The sequence below is a fragment of the Sorangium sp. So ce124 genome, from assembly GCF_051525235.1.
GTDB lineage: Bacteria > Myxococcota_A > Polyangia > Polyangiales > Polyangiaceae > Sorangium > Sorangium atrum.
Genome location: NZ_CP150312.1, coordinates 9,842,024 through 9,865,608 on the forward strand (window position 1 = coordinate 9,842,024; position 23,585 = coordinate 9,865,608).

Consider the following 23,585-nt stretch of genomic DNA (forward strand, 5'->3'; position numbering starts at 1 on the left):
TGCTACCCACAGGAAATGTCCCCGCTGCGCATGCTGCTCGAACGCCGCAGGAGCGTGGTGATCATGGGGGTCCTGAACCGCACGCCGGACTCGTTCTCCGATGGCGGTCGCTTTGCGGATGAAGATACGGCTCTCGCGCAGATCGATGCGATGCTCTCCGAGGGGGCAGACATGATCGACATCGGCGCGGAGTCGACGCGGCCGGGCGCGCGGCCCGTGCCGGATGACGAGCAGATCGCGCGCATCGGCGGGAGCGTGCGCGACGCGGTGAGGAGGGGAGCGGTGGTCTCCATCGACACGACCTCCCCCGCCGTGGCGGCGCGCGCGCTCGACGACGGCGCGGCCGTGGTCAACTCGATCTCGCTCGACAGCGCGGCGGAGCTCGGCGCGCTCTGCGCTCGGCGCGGGGCGTCGCTTGTGCTCATGCACAGCCGCGGACCGATGTCGGCGATGGCCGGCTTCTCCGCGTACCCCGACGACGCCTACGGCGACGTCGTGGCCGACGTGGCCCGCGAGTGGTCGAGCGCCGCCGCGCGGGCGCTCGAGGCGGGCCTGCCGGAGGGCGAGCTCGTCCTCGATCCGGGCCTCGGCTTCGCCAAGAACGCGCGGCAGTCGCTCGAGCTGTGCGCCCGGCTGCGCGAGCTGTGCGCCCTCGGCTTTCCCGTGCTCGTCGGGCCGAGCCGCAAGTCGTTCCTGGCGCGCGCCGCGGCCTCGGAGGCCGCGGGGCGAGGCGACGGCGGGGAAGCGCCGCTCGCGCCGCCCCCCGACCGCCTCGGCGGCACCGTCGCTGCCGCGCTCGCGTGCGTCGCGCGCGGCGCCGCGGCGGTCCGTGTCCACGACGTCCTCCCCGTGCGCCAGGCCCTCGACGTGATACGCGCGATCGAGCGCGCGGGCGCCGTCGACCGTCGGCGCGCGGATGGTCCCGTCGCCCAGGGGGCGCGCGGCGATGGTTGAAGGGTTCCTCCGCCTCTTCTCGGTGAGGCCGGCGACGCAGGTCATCCGGGACTTCTTCGACATCTTCATCGTCGCCTACGTCGTCTATCGCGCGCTCCTCGTGCTGCGCGGGACCCGCGCGATGCAGATGGGGCTCGGGCTCGGCATCGTCTTCCTCATCTATCTCGGGGCGAAGATCTTCGGCCTGACCACGCTCCTCAACCTCCTCTCCTGGCTCCTCTCCTCGATCATCCTCATCGTGGTCGTCGTCTTCCAGAACGACATCCGCCGCGCCCTCATCCGCGTGGGCGGCAGCAACTGGTTCACGAGCGGACGCGAGCAGCAGTCGCGCGTCATCGACGAGGTGGTCGCCGCCGCGACCGAGCTCGCCCGCCACCGCATGGGCGCGATCATCGCCTTCGAGCAGGACGCCAACGTGCTGGAGTTCGTGAAGAGCGAGGGGATCCACATCGACTCGGTCGTCACCCGAGAGCTGCTCGTCTCGCTGTTCGTCCCCGAGTCGGTGAACAAGCTGCACGACGGCGCGGTGCTGATCCGCGATCTCAAGATCGCGCGCGCCGGCGTCTTCTTCCCGATGCCGGAGACCAAGATCCTCGACGCCAGCCTCGGCTCCCGCCACCGCGCCGCGCTCGGGATCACCGAGGAGACCGACGCGGTCGTCGTCGTCGTCAGCGAGGAGCGCGGCACGATCAGCTTCTGCTTCAGCGGCAACATCGTCTCGAACCTCGACGGCCAGTCGCTGCGGCACGCGCTGCTCGGGCTCTTCGGCCGCTCGTCGCGCAGGCGGCGCTTCGCCAAGAAGGTCGCCCAGGTCGGCCGCGCGAGCCTCCCCACGCCGGCGGCGCGCGGCCCCGCCGTGGGCGCGGCGCAAGGCGCCGGGCAGGCGCACGAGCCCGGCAAGCCCGCCGCCGCGAAGCCTGCGCCGATCGAGGCCAAACCTGCAGCGCCGGTCTCGAAGACGTCCTCGATGATCAAGGCGGCCGTGGACCCAGACGCGCGGCCGATGGCGCGGATGTCGACGTCCACGCCGATGCGCTCGGGCGCCGAGGCGCGCGCCGCGATGGGATCCAGCGCCGACCTGCGCGCCGGGGCCGGCGCCGAGGCGCGGGGCCCGGGGGGGACGGCCGGGCCGCAGGACGCGGATCGCCCGTCCGAGCGCGGCCGGCCGGCCATGGTCGACGTCCCCGCGGCGGCCGCGACCGACTCGCCCGTCCCGTCACAGCGCACCTTCGTCCCGACCGGGCAGGTCGCGGCGACCGCCGCATCCAAGGGGAGCGCGGAGGGGATGCCCCCGCGAGATGAGCCATGACGCTTGCCGGCATCCGCGAGGCGCTCCGCTCGGCGCTGCTCGACAACCTCGGCCTCAAGCTGCTCTCGATCACCTTCGCGCTGTGCCTCTACGCCTTCATCCACGGCGCGGAGAACGCGCAGCGCACGCTGATGCTCAGCGTCGTCTCGATCCTCCCGCCCGAGTCGAGCAACCGGCAGCTCATGACCCAGATCCCGAACGAGGTGGCGGTCACGGTGCGGGGCTCCCGGACGCAGCTCGACGATCTGCGCGCCGAGAGCCTCGGGACGCTGCGGCTCGATCTCCGCAACGGCACGGTGACGCACATCGATCTCGACGCCTCGATGTTCCACGTGCCGGCCGGGCTGGTGGTCGAGCAGATGTACCCGTCGACGATCGAGCTCGGCTGGGACGACGTCGTGACCCGGGCCATCCCGGTGCACGTACCCCGCACCGGGGACGCCGCGCAGGGGTTCCTCGTGAAGGGGATGGTCTCGGTCGAGCCGCCGATGGTCAGCGCCCGCGGCCCGCGCTCGGTCGTCGACGTGATGCAGCTCGCGCGCACCGCGCCGTTCGACATCAGCGGCCTCACGGAGGGCACCTACCAGCGGCAGCTCGCGCTCGATCGGCCGCCGAAGCTCGTGACGTACAGCTTCGAGAGCGTGATGGCGACGCTGGAGATCGGGCGCGAGCTCGCCACGCGGACGTTCGAGCGCAAGGTCGAGGTGATCGGCATCCCGCGCGCGACGGTCGCGCCGGCCGTCGTGCAGGTGCGGATCACGGGGACGCCGGAGGACGTGGGCGCCGTCAACGCCGACGCCATTGTGGCGCGCGTGGAGCCCAAGGCGGCGAACCTCGATCTGAGCCAGCCGGGCAGCGACTTCCTCGACGTGCTCGTCGACGTTCCGCGCGTCACCGCGGAGGTCAACCCGTCGAAGGTCATGGTGAAGTGGTGAGCGCGGCGCGCTGACGCTCCGCCGCCGCGGACGTCAGCGCGAGGGGACCACGAGCTCGCCCCGCGCGATCCGCGCGGACAGCGCGCTCACCCGCGCCTTCGTGGCGTCCGGGATCCCCGCCGCGTGCGGGCCTTCGCTCACGTAGCCGACGCCGCCCTCGGCCAGGCCGAAGGACGAGAGGCCGCCCTCGAAGCGACCCTCCACGAGCGCGCGGATCACCTCGAAGACCGCCACGTCGGCGCGCTTGATCATGCTGGTGAGCACCGTCCCCGGCATCTCGTCGTGCTGATCCCTGTCGACGCCGATCGCCTTGACGCCCATGTCGCGCGCCGCCTCGAGCACGCCGTGACCCGTCGCTCCGGAGACGTGGAAGAGGACATCGGCGCCCGCCGCGGCCTGGCTCACGGCGAGCGCCTTGCCCTTCACGGGATCGCGGAACGCGTCGGGCGTGGTCCCGGCATAGGCGACGCTCACGTCGCACGCGGGGCAGACCTCTCGCACGCCCGCGCGGTAGCCCGCCTCGAACTTGTGGATGAGCGGCATGTCCATGCCGCCGATGAAGCCGACGCGGCCCGTCGCCGTCGTGAGCCCTGCGACGGCGCCGACCAGGAAGGCCCCTTCTTCTTCGCGAAAGGTGATGCCTGCGAGGTTCTCCGGCAGCGCGCCGGACGGCGGCGGCGCGTAGTCGAGGCACGCGAAGCGGGTGGCCGGGAACGCGCGCGCGACGACCTCGACGTCGGTCGAGAAGATGAAGCCGACGCCGATCACGAGGTCGAGCCCGCGCGCGGCGAACAGCCGCATCGCCGCTTCGCGATCCTCCGCGCCGCTCGGCTCGAGCACCTCGGTGGTCACGCCGAGCTCGCGCGCGGCGCGGGCGAGCCCGAGATCCGCGGCGTCGTTGAAGCTCTTGTCCCCGCGCCCGCCGACGTCGAAGACGAGGCCCACGCGGACCGCCGCGCGCTCGCCCTCGCCGCGGGGCGCCTCGCCGCGCGCGGGCAGGAGCAGCGACAGGGCGGCGAGCGCCGCGACGGCGGCGGTGGCACGGCGGAGGGGCAGCGCGGCGGGCATGGATCGAGCGGGCGACAGCGGCGCGCCGCTCGGCTGCTCAGCCGGGCGGCCGCTCGCCGCCGGCGTCCCGGGACAGCCCGAGCTCGCCGAGCAGCGCGCGCAGCTTCTCGGGCCCGCGCTTCGGATCCGCAAGCTTGACGATGGCGTAGCGCTCCTCCTCGGTCAGCTCTGCCAGGCGGCCGAGCGCGCGCTCGTCGAGCGCACCGTCCGGGCCGAGGCGGTCGCGCAGCCGCGCGCTGACGCTGTCCCGGTCCCAGGCCGCGCGGCGCACCGGCGCGCCCGCGAGGGGGGCGAGGGCGACCCCGGCGCGCTCCGCGAAGCCGCGGAGCACCTCGGCGTAGACGGCGACGTCCTCGTCCGTGTCGGCCGGCAGGTGACACAGGGCGAGCCGCTCCGCGCGCGACAGCGCCTGCCACCCTGCGAGCGAGATCTTGATCTCGGCGAGGTCCAGCTTCCGCCGCACCGAGAGCGGCACACAGTCGAGCGAGGCGTGGACCTCGCCCTCGAGCGCGAACTGCCTGTACATGGCGCCATTCTATACCCGCTGCCCGCGCGCGGACCCTCCGCGAACCGACGCTCGGCTGACCGACGCTCCGCGAGCAGCCGCGGCGCAGCCCGGGATGGGATGCGCGGCGCCGTTGCGCTAGCCTGCCGGTGTGCGCCGCTCCGGGCTCCTCACGACGCTGCTCGCGTCGCTCGCGCTCGCGTCGTTGACCCCGAGCGCCCATGGCCAGGCCGCGACGTCGGCGGCGGCGCCGGTGCCGCTCGACCGCGTCGTCGTGCGCTGGCATGCGCCGGAGACGGGCGGTGTGCGTCGACCTCAGTTCATCTTCGAGCGGGAGCTCGCCTTCGAGGCGCGCATCGAGGCGCTCGCGGATCCCGACGCGGAGCCCGGGCTCTACCGGGACAGGCACGTCCGCGCCGCGCTCGACAGGCACATCGCAGAGACGCTGCTCGCCAGCCTGCCGATCTCGCCGGCGCCGACCTCGACCGAGGTGGCGCAGCGGGCCGAGGCCGCCCGGATCGCGCTGGAGCAGCGCGCTCGCGGCCGCGCGCGCCTCCTGGCCGCGGCGGCCGCCGAGGGGATGAGCTCCGACGAGCTCGACGCGCTGCTGCGCCGTCAGGCGCGCGCGAGCTTGTACCTGGACCGCATGGTGGCGCCGATGCTCGAGCCCACCGATTTCGAGCTCAAGATCGTCCTGCGCTCCGGCGCCACGCCGTTCAAGGATCAACGCTACGAGGAGGTCGCCCCGGCGCTGAAGCGATGGTATGTCGGGCAGCGGCTCGCCCAGGCGCTCGACGCGTACTACCAGAACGCGCGGGCCCGGGTCTCCTTGAGCATCATGCCCGCTCGCTGAGCCGCGCCGCGCGACGTGGCGAGCGGCCGGTCGGTCGCGCGCCAGGTGCTGGCATGACCGAGCGGCGAGAGAGCGGAAGTCCATCTCGCGGGTCGATTCCACCTCTCGATATCGATGGACGGCACCAGACATCGCGAAGAGGGCTCACATGCCGCTGTCCACGCGAAGGATGGAAGCCTCTCGTTCAACTCAAGCGTTCGGTGCGGCGAGTCGGTGGCATCGCGGCGCTCGCCGCAACCGCGCCCGGGGGCTGCCGGCACACCCGGCCTCGCCGAAGCACCTGGGATGTCTCGGGGCGACAGCGCAACGCCCTTCCTGGACAAGAACATGTCCACCCGCGCTGCACTGCAATCGAGACTGGCCCGCTCTGGATCTGCGCCGTTGCGACGCGATGCATTATCATGTCGACCGAGGGCGATCCGGCTGCGCGGCCTGCGCTCAGCGCGCCGATCCTGCGCGCGCGCGCAGGATCGGCGCGCTGGCGCGGCGCGTCCGGTGCGCCGGCGAGCGTCAATGAAGCTCACCGGGGCGAGGGGTCGCTCTGGGTTCAACCCAGGAGAGAGAGACGAGCACCCCGGCGGCGCCCCGGCAGGTGTCGACATGAAAAGCCAGGTTCGTGGTCCCGAAACACGCGGCACATCGTCGGGCGCGGCGGCGCCACCGCGCTGCGAAAGCGCAGCTGGCCGGGGCTGGCCAATGCAGCCTTCCTGTCCGTGTCACGCGCGCGGCGCGCACCCGGTAACGCACCAGGGGGCACCCGTGAATTCTTCTGGCAACACTTCAGCCAGCGCGAGAGCCAGCGCGAGCCTGTTTTTGGTGCGACGCGTCATTTCAGGCCCCCGTTCCTGGCCCGAAGAAGAGGGCGGGGCCTGCTTAACCAAGTGATTTCGATTACTTAATAATAACGCGCCGCAGAAGATGACAAACTGCCGAAGGCGGTTCGGAGACCTTTGACATGAACAGAACGTTCCTGTTAACTGTGCCCCCCGCGGGCCCCGCATGTGTGGCAGCGGGTGGCTCTTTCCTACAGAGTCAACTTAGATTCTCTTGACAGGCCACTACCTCTGCCGCGCTTGGCCATCTGGCCGAATCACCTCCCATCACCCCAAGCACACTCCCAGAGAATGGATAGGAGCGTCGTTCGATGACATCACTTATGAGAGACAGGTCGTCGGTCCCCAGCAAGCGAATCGCGGGTCGGCGCGCCGCTGTCCGAGCCCTCGGGCTGCTTTCCGTCTCCGCCCTTTGCCTCACGGCGGCGCCGCGGTCGGCTCACGCGGTGGGGAGCGAGAATTTTGAGTGGCACTGGTACTCACGCCTCGGCATGGCGTGGTCCCCGGTCTACGGGCAGAACGTCCAGGGCGCGTCCCTGAACCTGCTCGGGTTCGGCATCGGCGGCCGCTACGAAGAGGGCGATTACTCCGAGCCGTCGTTCGTCGCGCACGTGGTGAAGGGCGCGACGCCGGATGACTTCTACGTCAAGTCCGAGATGACCTTCGCCATCTGGAACCAGTACGGCGGGCCGTTCATGCAGCCGTCCTCGAACGGTGGCCAGTCGATCACGGTGCAGTTCAACCAGGCGTACATCGAGGCCGGCAACTTCCTCGTCCCGGGCCTCAGCGTCTGGGGCGGCGCGAAGTTCTTCCGCGAGCAGTACGCGCCGATCGGCGACTACTTCTACCTCGACGACCTCAGCGGCCAGGGCGGCGGCATCAAGTACGGCGGCCTGCAGCTCGCGATCCTCGGGTATCGCGGCTTTGGCAACACCACGCCCCCCTACAACGTCGACGTGAACGGCGACGGCGGCGTGGACGTCGAGCGCTTCCGCACCGTCTTCGCCGGTAACTACAAGGCGGAGTTCGGCGGCGAGGCCAAGCACCACGTCAAGGTCCACGGCGAGTTCCACGTCCTGCCGGCCGCGAAGCGGGGCGAGGGGTGGAATGTGCCCGACAACGCGCCGGCGGACTTCGGCGGCGTCATCGGCGCGAAGCTCCACCTCGGCCTCGGCCAGGGCAACTGGAGCGACACGGCGGTGCGCTTCGGCACCGGCATCGCCAACGGCGCCGCCGGCGGCGCGAAGACGTACCAGACCTGGGGCGCCCCGAACGACGAGGGCACCTTCGCGGGCTCCTTCGGCATCGAGGCGGTCGAGCACCTCGGCTTCCGGCTCGGCGACGCCGCCGCCCTGGAAGGCCTCGCCACCTTCCACTACACGAAGGCGGCGTACGAGGCCGAGGGCGCCGCGCCCCCCACCGCCCTCGAGAAGCAGATGGACTTCTCGGTCCAGGCGAACGCCACGATCTTCGCGCACAAGAACTTCCACCCCGTCGTCGAGGCCTCGTTCCAGGGCCGGAAGGACGGCGACGGCGACCTGGGCACCGCGGTCAAGGTCTCGGTCGTCCCGACCCTCGTCCCGACGGGCGAGCTCAGCGCCGGCGCGCGGCCGCACTTCAAGCTCATCTACTCGCTCGCCATCTACAACGATGTCGCGAGGGATGCGGCGATGTCCGGCTACCTGCAGCGGGTTGGCGCCGGTCCGGGCGTCGGCTCGAAGGTCGGCCAGTACATCGGTGCCCGTACCGACTGGTACTTCTAGACCGCTCGGTCCTCGAAGCCGCCGCTCTCTTCCGTTCCCCCACCCACCCTCAGGCCAGCGCCCCGGCGCCGCGATCGCGGCGCCGGCGGCGCGCCCTCACGCCGTATCGCTGCGCGACTCGCTCGCGATCTCCTGCGAAGCAGGCCCGGCGTCGTCGTCCACCGGCCCCTGGGCCTCGTGGTAGTGGTGCGCGAACGAGCGCGCCGCGCGGCGCGCCTTCAGGAACTCCGCGAACGCCGTCAGCGTGTCGAGATCCCGCGGACCGAGCGCCTCGGCGATGTCGCGGAGGTTCTTGCGCAGGCTCTCCACGCTCTTGCCGCGGCGGGGCTCTCGCGTCTCTTCGCGCTCGCGCTCGCGCTCGCGCGCCGGCGGCTCCGTCGCAGGGGCCGCGGGGACGACCGCCTCCGGGCGAGCCGGCACCTCCGGCACCCAGAGCGGGCGAGGGACCGGGTTCAGCGCGTGAGCGCTCAGCCACGCCTCCATGAAGATCCGCAGCCGCTCGCTGCGGAACGCGAACCAGCGCTCCCGCTCCGGACCGTAGGACATCAACACATCCTTGAAGCGACGGAACGCGCCCTTGCCATCGATCGCCTGGCTGAGCTTCGCCTGGAGATCCATGTCTTCCACCATCGGGATGTAGCGCTCCATCCACCGGTACTGCTCGCGCGAGCTCACGGGATCGATCCGGAGGTAGTTCGCGTCCGCCGCGATGCGCGCGTGCATCTGCGGATCCGCCACGCCGTCGACCACCCGCAGCACGTCGCCCGTGCCGAGGTGCAGGTACGAGTGCACCTCTGGGGCGTTGTTCTCGAAGGCGTCCTCCAGCGCCTCCCAGTCGATCGGGATGTCGCGAACGGCCGTCCCGCCGGCTGAAGCATTCTCGGTAGTCGGCATGTCCTCCTCGTCTCCATCGAAAGCAGCGAGGCGGCGGTGGGCTGGCCGCGCGCCTCGGTTCAAGTGCACCAAGTTTGAACGGAAATGCGCCGTCGTCATAGCACTCTACGCTGGTTGGGGGCTTCTGGGCCTAACTCTCGCAACCTAGGGTTGATTCCTTGATCCGGAAGCCCGTTCGGCCGCCGAGCCGCGGCGCGATGACGGCTCGGGAGAGAGCTTCGGAAGACCTGGTTCAAGCGGAAAACAGCGTGGAAATTCAGGGGAATCGGCGAGTGCTCAGCTGCGCTTCGAGCGCGTGCGGGCGATGGCGTCGGCCCAGCGGTGGAGGTGGGCGGATCGATCCGCTTCGCTCATCGCGACCTGGAAGCTCTGCCCCACACGGGACATGCGGGCCGCGTCCTCCTTTGTGAGGAAGAGGCCGGCGCCGACCCCGGCGAGCATTGCCGCGCCTCGCGCCGTCGTCTCCAGGTCGGTGGGGCGCTCGATAGCGACGTTCGCCACGTCCGCCTGGAACTGCATGAGCAGGTCGTTCGCGGCGGCGCCGCCGTCCACGCGCATCCGGCGCAGCGGGTGGCCCAGGTCGTCGGCCATGGCCCGCACGAGATCCGTCACGGAGAGCGCGATTCCCTCGAGCGTCGCGCGGGCGAGGTGCGCCGCGGTCGTGCCGCGCGTCACGCCGGAGATGATCCCGCGAGCGTCCGGATCCCAGTAGGGCGCGCCGAGGCCCGAGAGCGCCGGGACGAACGTGACGCCCTCGCTCGAGGGCACGCTGCGAGCGAGCGCCTCGATCTCCGCCGCGCTCTTGATGAGGCCCAAGCCGTCGCGGAGCCACTGCACCGCCGCGCCGGCGATAAAGGCGCTTCCTTCGAGCGCAAAGACCACCTCGGAGCCGATCTTCCACCCGACGGAGGTGAGCAGGCCGAAGCGGCTCCTCAGCGGGCGATCGCCGATGTTGGCCAGCACGAACGCGCCGGTGCCATAGGTGCACTTCGCGTCGCCCGTCGCGAAGCAGGCCTGGCCGAAGAGGGCCGCCTGCTGGTCGCCCGCGATGCCGGCGATCGGGATGCCGTCGGGCAGGTGCGGGAAGCCGCGAGTCGCCGCGATGCGGCCCGCCGACCCGACGATCTGCGGCAAGAGCGGGCGCGGGATCTGGAGCATCGCGAGCATCGCGTCGTCCCAGCTCAGCGACGCGAGGCTCATGAGCAGGGTGCGCGACGCGTTGGTGACGTCGGTCGCGTGCACCGGCGAGCCGCCGGCCGCGTCGCCCGAGAGCCGCCAGACGAGGAAGCTGTCGATGGTGCCGAAGCAGAGCTCGCCGCGCTCGGCGCGCGCGCGCGCGCCGGGCACGTTGTCGAGGAGCCACGCGAGCTTCGTGCCGCTGAAGTACGGATCGAGCACGAGGCCGGTGGTCTCCTCGACCGCCTGCTCGTGGCCCGCGGCGCGGAGCTCGGCGCAGCGCGCCGCCGTGCGGCGGTCCTGCCACACGATCGCGCGGTGGATCGGGCGCCCGGTCGCGCGCTCCCAGACGAGCGTCGTCTCGCGCTGGTTCGTGATGCCGATGGCCTTGATCGCGCTGCCGGCCACGCCCGCCGCCCTGAGCGTCTCGCCCACGGCATCCTGAACGCTCTGCCAGATCTCCTCCGGGTCGTGCTCGACGAGGCCCGGCTCCGGGAAGTGCTGGCGAAATTCGCGCGTGGCGCGGCCCAGCGTCGCGCCCGACGTGTCCATGAGGAGAGACGTCGTTCCGGTGGTGCCCTGGTCGATCGCGAGGAGGTACGCGGAATCCATGCGGCCGACTAACGCGGCGGCATGTGGGCGCATAGCCGTTCCAGGCGACGCCTCCGTGAGATGCAGGGCCCGGCAGGCTAATCATCCGGTCAGGTATCCATGCGACAGCCGACGGCAGCTGCCCCGGGCGGTCGAGCTCGGCGCAGGTGTTTCCAGCGGGGCCGAGGCGCGTTTGGCGCGGCCCGGCACGGTCGCTTTCCTCGGCCGACGCTGGACTTCGGCCGGAAAGATTGTCGGTCCGTGCCCGGCTGGGTAATCTGCCAGAACCGATGGCCCGCCTCATCCTGCAGACCGCCGAGGGCCAGCAGGCGATCGATCTGCGACCCGTGAACTCGCTGGGGCGCCACCCGAACAACTCCATCCAGTTGCTCGACAAGATCGTCTCCAAGGAGCACTGCATCATCGAGCAGCGGGGCGATCACTTCGTCCTGCGCGATCTGGGGAGCCTGAACGGCACGTTCATCAACAGCGAGCGTGTCCGGGGCGAAGCGCCGCTCAAGCACGGGGACGAGATCGCCCTGGGGTCCACGCGTGGCCGCTTCGACGATCCGGGCGCCCCGGTCGCGCCGCCCCTCGTCCCGGGCTGGCCGCCCGTGGTCAACCACCAGGGCCCGGCGCCGGCGCAGCCGCCGGGCCACGGCTATCCGCCGCAGCCGCCGCAGTACCAGCGCCAGCCGCAGCCGCCGCTCCCGGGTACGCCGGCGGCGCCGCCGGTGACGCGCCAGCCGTACGTGCCGCCGCCGCCGCTGGGCGCCGGGCCGGGCGGGACGGCGCCGCTGCCAGGGCGCTCGGGGGCGCACGGAGGCTCGTTCGTCGCGCAGGGCACCCGCATCGACGTGAACGATCAGGCCCGGCAGATCGGGACCCAGATCGCCGCTGTCGACAAGGGGTTCCTGGCGTTCGATCGGATCGCCAACGACATGAACCAGCTGCGCGCCGACTACGAGCGGCTGCGCCTGTCGCACGAGCTGTCGCGCGAGATCGCCGCCGAGCGCGACACGACGAAGCTGCTCGAGAAGATCCTCACGAGCGTGTTCAAGTTCATCCGCGCCGACCGCGGGGTGATCTTCCTGCGCAACGAGAACGGCGAGCTCACCCCGCAGGCCATGCAGCGGCGCGACGGGACGACGGCCCCGATCAGCGTGTCGTCGACGATCCTGAACCACGTCGTCCACGAGCGGGCGGCGGTGCTGACCCACGACGCGGCGATGGACTTCGCGGCGTCGAAGGGCAAGAGCATGATCTTGAACCGGATCAGCTCGGCGATCGTCGCCCCGCTGCAGCACAACAGCGAGGTGCTCGGCGTGCTCTGGCTCGACTCGGAGACGCTCGCGCAGTTCCAGCCCAAGGACCTCGAGCTGGTCACGGCCATCGCCTATCAGGCGGCGATGTTCATCGAGATCAACATCCTCGGGAAGAAGATCGAGAACGAGATCGTCACGCGCGAGCAGCTGCGCCGGCTGCTCTCGCCGAACATCGCCGAGCGCGTCCTGAGCGGCCAGCTCGCCGTGAAGCAGGGCGGCCAGCACGTCGAGGAGTGCACCGTCTTCAACAGCGACATCCGCGGCTTCACGCGCATGGCCGAGAGCAAGCGCCCCGAGGAGCTCGTCGAGATGCTGAACGAGTACTTCGAGCGGATGGTCGACACCATCTTCCAGTTCGAAGGCACGCTCGACAAGTTCATGGGCGACGGGATCATGGCGCTCTGGGGCGCGCCGGTCGCCCACCGGGACGATGCGGTCCGCAGCGTGGAGTGCGCCCTGAAGATGGGCGAGGTGCTCGGCGAGTTCAACCGCGAGCGGCTCGAGAAGGGCGAGCTGCCGCTCGCTGTGGGCATCGGGATCCACACCGGCCCGCTCGTCGCCGGGTACATCGGGAGCTCGAAGGCGCTCAGCTACACGGTGATCGGGGACGTGGCGAACACGTCGGCGCGGCTCTGCTCCATCGCGCTGGCCGGGCAGATCGTCATCAGCGAGAGCACGTACGCGCAGCTCGGCGGAAGGTTCGAGACCGAGGAGCTCCAGCCCGCCAAGGTGAAGGGCAAGGACAAGCCGGTCACGATCTACAACGTCATCCGGAGCCGGCCGATGTCGCAGGTCCCGGCGAACGCCTTCATCCACGCCGAGCCGACCAACGCGCTCCCCGAATGACCGAGGTGACGCGGCGCCTCGGCCGATCGGCCGGGGCGTGCGCGCGCGTCATCCCGTGGACGATGCGGCGCGGCAGCACAGCGCCGTAGCCGTCCGCCCGCTGCAGCGTTAGGGTCCGCGCCGTGGCTGCTTCGATCCTACCCTTTGAGAAACCTGTCGCAGAGCTCATCGAGAAGGTGCGGGAGCTGCGCGCGCTCGCCGCGGCGGACCCGCGGTTCGAGCCGGAGCTCGCCCAGCTCGAGGACAACACGGGCCGGCTGGCGCGCGAGATCTTCGCGGGCCTCACGCCGATGCAGAAGGTGCTGCTCTCGCGGCACGCGAACCGGCCGTACACGCTCGACTACATCAAGCGGCTCTTCACCGACTGGGTCGAGCTGAAGGGCGATCGGCGCTTCGCCGACGACTGCTCCATCGTCGGCGGGCTCGCGACGTACCACGGGCGGAGCGTGGTGGTGGTGGGCCACCAGAAGGGGCGCGGCGCGAAGGAGAACGTGAAGCGCAACTTCGGGATGCCGCACCCGGAGGGCTATCGGAAGGCCATCCGGCTCTACGAGATGGCCGACAGGTTCGGGCTCCCGATCCTGACGTTCATCGACACGATGGGCGCCTACCCGGGCATCGGCGCCGAGGAGCGCGGCCAGAGCGAGGCGATCGGCGCCGCGCTCGCCGCGATGGCGCGGGTCGGGGTGCCGATCGTGGCGACCGTCATCGGCGAGGGGGGCTCGGGCGGCGCGCTGGCGCTCGGCGTCGCCAACCGGGTGCTGGTGCTCGAGTTCAGCTGCTACTCGGTCATCTCGCCGGAGGGCTGCGCGGCCATCCTCTGGAAGGACGGCTCCCGCGCCGACGAGGCCGCGGCCCGGCTCAAGATCACCGCGCCGGATCTGCTGCAGCTCGGCGTCGTCGACACGATCGTCGAGGAGCCGACCGGCGGCGCGCACCAGGACCACGACGACGCCGCGGCGCGGCTCGACAAGGCGCTCTGGGCGACGCTCACGTCGATGGACGGGCTCGGGCCGGAGGAGCTCGTCGACGACCGGTACCGCAGGTTCCGCGGGCTCGGATCGTTCGTGGGTTAGGCGGCGCGGCGCCCCGGCTGGCTCTCCTCGAGCGCCGGGGCTATACGGCTCGCGGATGGACTACGGCAAGGCGGTGCGGATGCTGCTGCTCGTGGGCACCAGCGCCGCCGCCGGCGGCGCGGTCCTCTGGACGCAGGCGAGGTTCAACGCCTCGGACCGCAGGGCGGCGCTCGGCATCGTGCAGCAGTACCGCCCCGAGGGCGGCCGGAGCGTGCCGGAGGCGATCGGCGCGCGGCACCCGGGAAAGGCGCCCGCCTGGAGCACCATGACCGAGTCGGCCTGCTTCCAGCACGTCCGCGTGCGCGCGACGATCGAGGGCGAGGCGCGCGCGCCGTACGACTTCCTCGTCGACATCAACGGGCCCTCGATCCACCCGGGCAACGCCGAGGGCGAGGCGATCCTCGGCGAGCTCGCGCTCCGGCCGGCCGAGTCCGCCGCCGCGCCGGGGGCGCCGTGAGCGACGCGAGCGTCCGCGTCGCGCTGGTGGGCTGCGGGCGTTGGGGGGAGAAGCTCCTCCGCGCGCTGTCGGAGAACGCGCGGGCGCGCGTGATCGCCGTGGCGGACGTCGACCGCGGCCGCCTCTCGCGGGCGCGCGCGCTCGCCCCGCGGGCGCGGCTCGTGCGCACGATCGACGAGGCGCTGGCCGCGCGCGTGGACGCGGTGGTCATCGCGACCCCCGCGGCGAGCCACGCCGAGCTCGCGCTGCGGGCCCTCGAGGCCGGCGCGGACGTCTTCGTGGAGAAGCCGCTGGCCCTCTCCGCCGCGCAGGCCGATCGCTGCGCTTCCCGGGCCGCGGCGCTCGGCCGGATCGGCATGGTCGGCCACCTGCTCCGCTACCACCCCTCCGTGGTGCGCCTCGTCGCGCTCGCGCGCGAGCGGCGCCTCGGCGATCTCGTGAGCTTCAGCGCGGCGCGCCTGTCGATGAGCGCCGGCGCCGCCGGCGCCGTCGGCGGGGCCCGGTCGGCGCTCTGGACGCTCGGGCCGCACGACCTGTCGTTGCTCTCGGCGCTCGACTCGAGCTCGCTCGCCGAGGCGCGGGCCCACCTCTCGCCGTGCGGCGAGCTCGTCACGCTCGAAGCGCGCCTCGAGAGCGGCCTCGCGGCGCGGATCGAGCTCTGCTCGTCGAGCCCGACCAAGGAGCGGCGGCTGCGGCTCGTCGGCAGCGCGGGCGTCGCGGTCTTCGACGACGTGCGCGCGCCCGACCGCCTCCTGTTCCTGGACGCGCGCGGCGCCGCGGCGGGCGCGCCGGCCGGCGAGCGTCCCTCGCACCTCGAGCTCGCTCCGGCAGGGCGGGAGCTCGAGGTGCCGTGGCGCGAGCCGCTCTCCGTGGAGATCGAGCACTTCCTCCGCTGCGTCGAGGACCGCGCGCCGCCGCTGACGCCGCTCGACGAGGGCGCCGCCGTCGTGACGATCCTCGAGCGCGTCGAGGCGACGCTCGCCCCCGTCGATGCGCGGGTGGTCGCCGCAGGGTAACGTGCGCAACAGCGTAGCTGCGTAGCCGCGGTCCGCTCCCGCTTCGGCCAGCCCGAGGCCCGAGAGGGCGCGGAGAGCACCGGCGCGGTCGAGCCCGGCGGGAGCCCTGGAAGCCTCGGAGACACAGCCGGATCCGAGAAAAGCGGAGCTGCGCCCGGTCGACGCGCCGGGGCGCTTTGCAGCGCCGGATCGGCGTGGTACTGCCGTCGGCTGGAAGGGCACGATGCCGCAGGATCCGAAGCTCACTCCCACTCAGGTCAAGGCGCCGCACGGAGCGCGGGTGATGGAGATCCACTGGGCCGACGGCCACCGCAGCGTCCTTCCGCACGAGATCCTGCGCGGGTACTGCCCGTGCGCGAACTGCCAGGGGCACGGCGGCACGATCAACTTCGTGCCCGGCGGTGACCTGAACGTCCGCGAGATCGAGCAGGTCGGCAACTACGCGCTCCAGTTCACGTGGGGCGATCGGCACGACTCGGGCATCTACACCTTCCGGTACCTGCGCTCGCTCTGCCAGTGCGACGAGTGCAAGCCGCAGTTCCAGCCGCCTCGCTCGAAGTGACCACCTCCCGCCGCGCCCCCAAGCCTCAAGCTGCTCCGACGGCCCGCGCCGAGCGGCAGCTCGATCCGTTCCAGATCGTCGACTCGTCCTTCGTCGCCGGCGCGGGCTCGCTCGCGTCGCTCCCTCCGCCCGTCAGCGCGGAGGTGGCGTTCGGCGGGCGCTCGAACGTCGGCAAGTCGAGCCTCATCAACACGCTCGTCGAGCGCAAAGGGCTCGTCCGGACGAGCTCGAACCCCGGCTCGACGCGGCAGATCAACCTCTATGAGGCGCGGGCCCGCGACGGCGCGGTGTTCCAGCTCGTGGATCTCCCGGGGTACGGCTTCACCCGGCGCTCGAAGTCGGAGCAAGCGGCGTGGGCGTCGCTCATCGAGGGGTACCTGCGCGGGCGCGTCACGCTCGCCGCGGTGCTGCTCCTTGTCGATGCGCGGCGGGGCCTCGAGGAGGACGATCTCGAGCTCATCCGCTTCATCGAGGCGTCCCGCGACGTCGCCCGGCGGCCGGTGGAGCTGCTGCTCGTCGCGACGAAGGTCGACAAGGTGCCGCGCTCGTCGGTCCGGCGCGCGCTGGACCAGCTGTCCGCGGCGGCCCCGCGCACGGCGGGCGGCGCCCTCCGCCGCGCGATCGGCTTCTCGTCGATCACCGGCGAGGGCAGGCGGGATCTGTGGCTCGCGATCCGGCGCGTGACGCGGCTCGGCGGCGCGGCGCCGTCACCGAGCGGCGACGCGGGACGCGAGGACGATGCCTCGAGGACGACCGACGGGTGACCTCGCAGAGGTGCGAGATGCACGCAGAGGCGGCGCGTCTCGCCGTGGAACAGGGCGGATGGAAGTATTGACCCGCCCTGTGGCCCTCCATTAACGTGCGGCTCCTCCGGTTCCGCGGGGGAGTCACCAGAGCCGACTGACACGTCGCGGGGTGGTTGCAGAGCAAGACGCGCGTGCCGGCCCATGTTCTCACCGGCTGCCCCAACGATGCCCGACTACTCCGGCCAGGTCACGCACGTTCACACGGCGCTGACGCCACTCTGGTGGATTCCGCTCCTGCCGATGCTCGGCGCGGTGATCAACGCGCTGTTCGGCCGCGCGTTGCAGCGGAGCGCGTTCGGCCGCGATGTGTCGAAGCGGCTCCACATCGGGAGCTTCGGCGTCACGCTCGTCGCGGTGGGCGCCATGCTGGGCGCCTTCGCTCTCGGGCTCGCGAGCTTCGTCCAGCTCGTCGGCCTCGCTCCGGGAGAACGCGCGCTCTACAGCTTCGCCTGGCAGATGATCCGCATCGGATCGCTCGACGCGAACTTCGCGTTCGTGATGGATCCGCTGAGCTGCCTCATGACGCTGATCATCACCGGCGTCGGCGCGCTCATCCATGTTTACGCCGCCTCGTACATGGAGGCCGAGCCGGCGTACTGGCGATTCTTCACCTACCTGAACCTCTTCGTCTTCTCGATGTTGCTCCTCGTCCTCGGGGACAACTTCATCGTGATGTTCTTCGGCTGGGAGGGCGTCGGCCTCTGCAGCTATCTGCTCATCGGGTTCTGGTACAGCGACTACAAGAAGGCCTCTGCCGGCATGAAGGCCTTCGTCGTGAACCGGATCGGCGACTGGGGCTTCGTGTGCGGCCTCGCGCTCCTCTTCTGGGGTCTCGGCGCCAGGTGGCTCGACGACGGCCGTTTCCTCTCCGATTACCGCGCGCGCTTCATCGCGGTGGCCGAGGAGGCGCGCGGCGACCACGGCGCCTCCGCCGGGGCGCATGACGGCGCCGGCGGCAAGGCGGGCGAGCGCAGGGCGCAGCCGCTCGCCGGGGCGAAGGGATATCTCACCTTCACCGGTCATCCCGGCGCGCGCGTGTACCTCGGTATCGCCGACGCCGCTCAGCTCGCCTCGAACCCGCGGCCGTTCGGCGTGTCCCCCTTCATCCGCAAGGAGATCGACGCCGGGGCGCACTCCGTGGTGATCGTGCCGGGCGACGGCGCCGTGATCGGGGGCGACGGCGTCGAGATTGCCGCGATCGAGCGGATGCGCGTCGAGCCGGGCAAGGAGATCGTGGTGGCGACCGTGGGCTCGACGGTCACGTTCCGCGAGATCCACGATCAGCTCGTGATCAAGGACGCGAGCGGCAAGGCGTTCCTCAAGGATGCCCTCGAGTCGAAGACGGTGTGGGGCGGCGTCGCGCTGATCACGCTGGCCTGTCTCTTCCTCTTCGTCGGCGCCGCCGGCAAGAGCGCCCAGATCCCGCTCCACGTGTGGCTGCCCGACGCGATGGCCGGCCCGACCCCCGTCTCCGCGCTGATCCACGCCGCCACCATGGTCACGGCGGGCGTTTACATGGTCGCGCGCCTCAGCTTCCTGTTCTCGCTGAGCCCCGTCGCAGGCGGCGTCATCGCGCTGATCGGGGCCTCGACGGCGCTCCTCGCGGCGTCGATTGGCTTCTTCCAGTACGACATCAAGAAGGTGCTCGCCTACAGCACGGTGAGCCAGCTCGGCTTCATGTTCATCGGGGTCGGCGTCGGGGCGTACTGGGCCGCCGTGTTCCACCTGATGACACACGCCTTCTTCAAGGCGTGCCTGTTCCTCGGCTCCGGCTCGGTGATCCACGGGATGCACGCGGTGGAGCACGACGAGGCCGCGGCCCAGGACATGCGCAACATGGGCGGCCTCCGCCGCGTCATGCCGCTCACGGCGCGGACGTACCAGGCGGCGTGCCTCGCCATCACCGCCGCGCCCATCCCGTTCTTCGCAGGCTTCTGGTCCAAGGACGAGATCCTCTGGAAGGCGTTCGGCGCCGAGAACACCGGCCCGATCCCGGGGCTGCTCCTCTATGCGATGGGCCTCGCGGCGGCGCTCGGCACCTCGTTCTACATGTGGCGGAGCTACTTCCTGACGTTCGAGGGGCCCCACGCCCGAAAGGAGATCGAGACCCGGGTCCACGAGTCGCCGCCGGCGATCACCTGGGTGCTCGCGGTGCTGGCGGTCCTGTCGGCGTTCGCGGGCGTCGTGTTCGGCTTCTCCAGCCACTTCGTCGGCGGCCACGGCGAGCCCCTGCTGGAGGCGTGGCTCCATCCGGTGTTCGCCCACGCGGAGGTCTCGTTCCGGCGCTACGGGCTGGGGCTCGAGCTCGCGCTCATGGCGCTCTCCGTCGGCGGCGCGATCGTCGCCTTCTCGCTCGCGCGCGCCCGGTACGGCGCGCGTCGCTCTCCGCGCTGGGCCGATGAGGAGCGGCGGCTCCCGGGCTTCCAGCTCCTATCGAACAAGTACTACGTCGACGAGATCTACGACGCGACGGTGGTGCGCGCCGCCCTCTCGCTGCGCCTCTTCTTCGCCGAGATGGATCGCTGGATCGTCGACGGCATCGTCAACGGGGTCGCGGTCCTGGCCCGAGCCGCCGCCTGGGTCACGGGCGCCATCGATCGGTACCTCGTCGACGGCGTCGTGAACCTCGTCGCCGAGGGCACGCTGAGCGCCGGGGCGAAGCTCCGCACCCTGCAGACCGGGCGCATCCAGAGCTACGTCTACTTCCTCCTGGGCGGCGTCGCCTTGTTCAGCATCGTTCATTACTTCCTGCGGTGAACGGCCGATGTCGAACCTCTCCCTCGTCAGCATGCGCCGTGGATTCGCCCTCGCGAGATCGGCCAGGTCCACCTCGATGAAGCTCCTGCTCCCCCTCCTGGTCGCGCTCTCCGTCGTGCTCGGGGCGGCGCCGCCGGCGCTGGCGCAGGCGCTCGATGCGCCGAGGGCGCCCGGGCCGCGCGGCCAGATCGCGCTGCGCGCGGAGCCGCCCGGCGCGCCTGTCGAGCTCGCCGCGAGCGGGCCGGACCACGTCGGCTCGTTCACGATCGAGAACCAGGGCGACGGCCCCTTGAAGGTGACGCGGGTGATCGTGCGGACGTCCCCCGAGGACCCGCGCGTCCCGCCGGGCGTCAGCGTGGAGCTCGAGGGCGGCGGCGCCTCGGCGACCCTCGCGCCGGGCGCGAGCCGGAAGGTCGTGGTCCGGTGGAAGACCGCGGGCGTGCGCGCGCGCGAGCTCTACGGGCACGTCGTCGTCGAGTCGGACGCGGTGGCGGCCGGCGCGGCCGGCGTGCTGGAGGTAGCGCGGACCGTCGCGATGGGCATCCACGCGGAGCGCGGGAGCAGCCTGGGCTTCGTCGGCGACCACATCCTCTCGATCCTGACGTTCCTGCCGCTGCTCGGCGTGGTCGCTGTCTTCCTCGCGCACCTCTTTCGCTACCGGGACGACAGGAAGCTCCGGCTGATGACCGTCGTGCTGATGGGCGTGAACCTCGTCCTCGCGGCGTGGCTCTACGCGCAGTTCGACCGGGGCTTCACCAGGATCGACGGGAACGACGGCTACCAGTTCATCGAGCACGGCGTGTGGATCCGCTCGCTGAACGTCGAGTACTTCGTCGGCGTCGACGGCGTGTCGATCTCGATGGTCCTGCTCACGGCGCTGATCTCGTTCGTGGGCGCCCTCGCGAGCTACAGCGTCCACGACCAGCTCAAGGGCTACTTCGCGATGTACAACCTCCTCGTCACGGGGATGTTCGGCGTCTTCATCGCGCTCGACCTGTTCCTCTTCTTCGTCTTCTGGGAGGTGATGCTCCTGCCGATGTACTTCCTCATCGGCATCTGGGGCGGACCGCGGCGCGAGTACGCGGCGATCAAGTTCTTCCTCTACACGCTGGCCGGCAGCGTCTTCATGCTGCTCGCGTTCATCTGGTTCTACCTGAACGCCGGCCACACCTACCTGGTCGACGGCCAGGCCACCGAGCGCATCTTCTCGATCCCGGAGCTCTCGCGGGTCGCCTGGGCGGCGCAGGGGCTCACGATCCTCGGCGCCGCCGCGGTGAAGGTGGTCTGGATCTGGCTGTTCGTCGGGTTCGCGATCAAGATCCCGATGTTCCCGTTCCACACCTGGCTGCCGGACGCCCACGTGGAGGCGCCCACGGCGATCAGCGTGATCCTCGCGGGGGTGCTCCTCAAGATGGGCACCTACGGCATCCTCCGCATCAACTTCACCCTGCTGCCCGAGGCGACGCAGTGGGCCGCGCCGGCCATGGCGGTGTTCGGGGTGGTCAACATCCTCTACGGCGCCTTCTGCGCCATGGCGCAGAGCGACCTGAAGAAGCTCGTGGCCTACTCCTCCGTCAGCCACATGGGCTTCACGCTGCTGGCGCTCGGCGCGATGACGCCGCAGGGCATCCAGGCCTGCCTCGTCCAGATGTTCAACCACGGCCTGATCACCGGGATGCTCTTCACCCTGGTCGGCGTGGTCTACGACCGCGTGCACACGCGCGACATCGACAGGTTCGGCGGCCTCGCCTCGGAGATGCCGCTCTACACGGCGCTCGTCGGCTTCGCGTTCATGGCGTCGCTCGGCCTGCCGGGCCTGTCCGGCTTCTGGGGGGAGGCGATGACGTTCATCGGCGCCTTCCCGCGCTACCGCGCCCTCACGATCCTCGCCGCCGTCGGCGTGATCGTCACCGCGGCCTACCACCTCTGGGCCCTCCAGCGGATGTTCCTCGGCACGTTCCGCGCGTCGTGGCGGCAGAGCAAGTACCTCGAGCCGTTCGGCGGGAAGTTCCCGGAGATCAGCGGGCGAGAGCTCGCGTCGATCGCGCCGCTCGCGGCGCTGGTCCTCGTCCTCGGCTTCTGGCCGCGCCCGCTGCTCAGCCTCATCGATCGCGGGGCCCTCGAGGTGCACCGCCTCGTCGACAGGCCGGGGCAGTCCCAGATCGCCGGCGCGCCGAGCGTGGACAGCGTGGGCGGCGCCGCGCACGCCCGCGCGGGCGCTCCGGACGAGGGCGCCTCGCCGGGCCAGGGCGCCCTCGCCAGCGCCAGGTAAGCCGTGGAACCCCGCGCCCTCGACAACGTGGCGAGCCTCGCCTACTTCGCGCCGGAGCTCGGCCTCATCGCGGCGGCCCTGCTGCTCGTCGTGTGGGACCTCGCGTCCCCGGCGCGCCTCAAGCTCGCCGGCCTCGTGATCCTCAGCCTCGCGGCGCTCGCCTGGTCAGGCGGGCTGGGCGCGTACTTCCTGGCGACGGACGCCGGCCCTCGCGCGCTCTTCCACGGCCTGCTCGCGTTCGATCGCTTCTCGAACCTCTTCCGCGTGATCTTCGCGCTCGTCACCGGGGCGATCGTCCTCTTCTTGGTGCCCCCGCGGGCCCCTGGGATCGAGCCCGAGCTCCGCCGCGACTCGGGCGAGCTCTTCACGCTGATCCTCGTGCTCTCGCTGGGCATGAACCTGATGGCGGCGAGCCGCCACCTGCTGCTCATCTACCTGTCGCTCGAGCTCGTCAGCGTCATCAGCTTCGTGCTGGCGGGCATCAAGATCAACGACGCGAAATCGAGCGAGGCGGCGCTCAAGTACGTCATCTTCGGCGGCGTCGCGTCGGGGATCATGCTCTACGGGATGAGCTGGATCTTCGGCATCACCGCGTCGATGCGGCTCGACGAGTGCGGGGCGCGGATCGCCGCGCTCACGGCGCAGCAGGGCAAGGTGCCGGAGGTCGTGTTCGTCGGCACGGCCTTCATGCTCGCGGGGTTCGGTTACAAGATCAGCGCCGCCCCGTTCCACATGTGGACGCCCGACGTGTACGAGGGCGCGCCGACCCCGGTGACCGCGCTCCTCTCGGTGGGGCCGAAGGCGGCGGGCTTCGCGGTGCTGATCCGCTTCTTCTCGGACGCGCTCGGCGCCGGGAGCGCGTCGCCCGGCGTCGCGACGCCGTGGCCGGTGCTCTTCGGGTGCCTCGCGATGGCGACCATGACCGTCGGCAACCTGTCGGCGCTCGAGCAGGAGAACGTGAAGCGCATGCTCGCCTACTCGAGCATCGCGCACGCGGGGTACATGCTGCTCGGCTTCTCGGTGTTCAGCGGCGCCGGCGTCGCCGCGATCGCGTTCTACATCGTCACCTACTGCTTCATGAACCTCGGCGCGTTCATGGTGGTGATGGCCGTGGCCGAGGAGAGCGCCGGAGACGAGACGTTCGCCGCCTTCCGGGGGCTCGGGCGCCGCGCCCCGCTCGTCGCCGCGGCGATGGCCGTGTTCCTCGTCTCGCTCACCGGCCTGCCCCCGATGGCCGGCTTCATCGGCAAGTTCTATCTCTTCTCGGCGCTGCTCGCCGCCGGGGGCGCGTGGAGCTGGGTCCTCGCGGTCGTCGGCGTGCTGAACAGCGTGATCTCGCTCTTCTATTACGCGCGCCTGCTCCGCACGATGTATCTCGACAAGAGCGATCGCACCGAGCCCACGCCGGTGCGGCCGCTTCTCGGCGCGACGACGTGCGCGCTCGCGGTTCCGACCCTGCTGCTCGGGGTCTACTGGGGGCCCGTTTACGATTTCGTGGCGCGCTCGGTGGCGATCCTGCGCTGAGCGCTGAGCGCTGAGTCAAGGACCGACGTCGCCCCATCCGGCGCGCGCCGGGCCGAACGCGGC

18 protein-coding genes are annotated in these 23,585 nt (G+C 71.2%); 14 read left to right on the forward strand and 4 right to left on the reverse strand.

Going from position 1 to position 23,585, the window contains the following annotated elements:
* Window positions 1-30 precede the first annotated feature (30 nt).
* Genes folP through WMF19_RS37000 form a run of 3 tightly spaced genes read left to right on the forward strand, consistent with a single transcriptional unit; the run spans window position 31 to window position 3,198 of the window.
* On the forward strand, window positions 31-954 hold the full coding sequence (gene folP, locus WMF19_RS36990; protein ID WP_437894668.1) for a dihydropteroate synthase: 924 nt from the start codon (window positions 31-33) through the stop codon (window positions 952-954).
* Window positions 947-2,263 carry a diadenylate cyclase CdaA gene (gene cdaA / locus WMF19_RS36995; RefSeq protein WP_437894669.1) on the forward strand — a complete coding sequence of 439 codons (1,317 nt, stop codon included), beginning with the start codon at window positions 947-949 and terminating at the stop codon, window positions 2,261-2,263. The genes folP and cdaA overlap by 8 nt, the downstream gene beginning before the upstream one ends.
* Window positions 2,260-3,198 carry a CdaR family protein gene (locus WMF19_RS37000; RefSeq protein ID WP_437325466.1) on the forward strand — a complete coding sequence of 313 codons (939 nt, stop codon included), beginning with the start codon at window positions 2,260-2,262 and terminating at the stop codon, window positions 3,196-3,198. Before cdaA ends, WMF19_RS37000 begins: the two co-directional genes overlap by 4 nt.
* 33 nt (window positions 3,199-3,231) lie before the next feature.
* On the opposite strand, the gene WMF19_RS37005 is transcribed toward WMF19_RS37000, so the two are convergent.
* Both WMF19_RS37005 and WMF19_RS37010 read right to left on the reverse strand, forming a co-directional pair.
* Window positions 3,232-4,266, reverse strand: a complete 1,035-nt coding sequence (locus tag WMF19_RS37005; protein WP_437894670.1) for a BMP family lipoprotein — start codon at window positions 4,264-4,266, stop codon at window positions 3,232-3,234.
* A gap of 37 nt (window positions 4,267-4,303) precedes the next feature.
* Window positions 4,304-4,792 carry a nitrate reductase associated protein gene (locus WMF19_RS37010; protein WP_437894671.1) on the reverse strand — a complete coding sequence of 163 codons (489 nt, stop codon included), beginning with the start codon at window positions 4,790-4,792 and terminating at the stop codon, window positions 4,304-4,306.
* 130 nt (window positions 4,793-4,922) lie between these two features.
* On the opposite strand from WMF19_RS37010, the gene WMF19_RS37015 reads away from it, so the two are divergent.
* Together WMF19_RS37015 and WMF19_RS37020 are read left to right on the forward strand one after the other, a co-directional pair.
* The gene (locus tag WMF19_RS37015) at window positions 4,923-5,624 is read left to right on the forward strand and encodes a hypothetical protein (RefSeq protein WP_437325463.1); all 702 of its coding nucleotides are present in this window, start codon (window positions 4,923-4,925) and stop codon (window positions 5,622-5,624) included.
* Between the two features lie 1,279 nt (window positions 5,625-6,903).
* Complete coding sequence (locus tag WMF19_RS37020; protein WP_437894672.1) at window positions 6,904-8,220, forward strand: carbohydrate porin; 1,317 nt, start codon at window positions 6,904-6,906, stop codon at window positions 8,218-8,220.
* A gap of 96 nt (window positions 8,221-8,316) precedes the next feature.
* On the opposite strand, the gene WMF19_RS37025 is transcribed toward WMF19_RS37020, so the two are convergent.
* Both WMF19_RS37025 and glpK read right to left on the reverse strand, forming a co-directional pair.
* Complete coding sequence (locus WMF19_RS37025) at window positions 8,317-9,114, reverse strand: UPF0158 family protein (protein ID WP_437894673.1); 798 nt, start codon at window positions 9,112-9,114, stop codon at window positions 8,317-8,319.
* 276 nt (window positions 9,115-9,390) lie between these two features.
* A complete protein-coding gene (glpK, locus tag WMF19_RS37030) occupies window positions 9,391-10,902 on the reverse strand; it encodes a glycerol kinase GlpK (protein ID WP_437894674.1) in 1,512 nt (503 codons plus the stop codon).
* 269 nt (window positions 10,903-11,171) lie between these two features.
* Here glpK and WMF19_RS37035 point away from each other — a divergent pair, with 269 nt between their 5' ends.
* The 9 genes from WMF19_RS37035 to WMF19_RS37075 all read left to right on the forward strand — a co-directional run bounded on the left by WMF19_RS37035 (window position 11,172) and on the right by WMF19_RS37075 (window position 23,522).
* Window positions 11,172-13,052 carry an adenylate/guanylate cyclase domain-containing protein gene (locus WMF19_RS37035; protein WP_437894675.1) on the forward strand — a complete coding sequence of 627 codons (1,881 nt, stop codon included), beginning with the start codon at window positions 11,172-11,174 and terminating at the stop codon, window positions 13,050-13,052.
* 122 nt (window positions 13,053-13,174) lie between these two features.
* The gene (locus WMF19_RS37040; protein ID WP_012240223.1) at window positions 13,175-14,128 is read left to right on the forward strand and encodes an acetyl-CoA carboxylase carboxyltransferase subunit alpha; all 954 of its coding nucleotides are present in this window, start codon (window positions 13,175-13,177) and stop codon (window positions 14,126-14,128) included.
* 55 nt (window positions 14,129-14,183) lie between these two features.
* Window positions 14,184-14,585, forward strand: coding sequence for a hypothetical protein (locus WMF19_RS37045; RefSeq protein WP_437894676.1), 402 nt, complete (start codon window positions 14,184-14,186; stop codon window positions 14,583-14,585).
* Window positions 14,582-15,601 carry a Gfo/Idh/MocA family protein gene (locus tag WMF19_RS37050; protein ID WP_437894677.1) on the forward strand — a complete coding sequence of 340 codons (1,020 nt, stop codon included), beginning with the start codon at window positions 14,582-14,584 and terminating at the stop codon, window positions 15,599-15,601. The genes WMF19_RS37045 and WMF19_RS37050 overlap by 4 nt, the downstream gene beginning before the upstream one ends.
* Before the next feature lie 223 nt (window positions 15,602-15,824).
* Window positions 15,825-16,163 (forward strand): gamma-butyrobetaine hydroxylase-like domain-containing protein, encoded by a 339-nt coding sequence (locus WMF19_RS37055; RefSeq protein ID WP_044966844.1) that lies wholly within the window; start codon window positions 15,825-15,827, stop codon window positions 16,161-16,163.
* Window positions 16,160-16,927, forward strand: a complete 768-nt coding sequence (gene yihA / locus WMF19_RS37060; RefSeq protein WP_437795722.1) for a ribosome biogenesis GTP-binding protein YihA/YsxC — start codon at window positions 16,160-16,162, stop codon at window positions 16,925-16,927. Before WMF19_RS37055 ends, yihA begins: the two co-directional genes overlap by 4 nt.
* Before the next feature lie 207 nt (window positions 16,928-17,134).
* Entirely contained in the window at window positions 17,135-19,726 is a 2,592-nt protein-coding gene (locus WMF19_RS37065) for an NADH-quinone oxidoreductase subunit L (RefSeq protein ID WP_437894678.1), read from the forward strand.
* A 7-nt stretch (window positions 19,727-19,733) separates the two neighbouring features.
* Entirely contained in the window at window positions 19,734-21,998 is a 2,265-nt protein-coding gene (locus tag WMF19_RS37070; RefSeq protein WP_437894679.1) for a complex I subunit 4 family protein, read from the forward strand.
* 3 nt (window positions 21,999-22,001) lie between these two features.
* A complete protein-coding gene (locus WMF19_RS37075) occupies window positions 22,002-23,522 on the forward strand; it encodes an NADH-quinone oxidoreductase subunit N (RefSeq protein ID WP_437894680.1) in 1,521 nt (506 codons plus the stop codon).
* Window positions 23,523-23,585 lie beyond the last annotated feature (63 nt).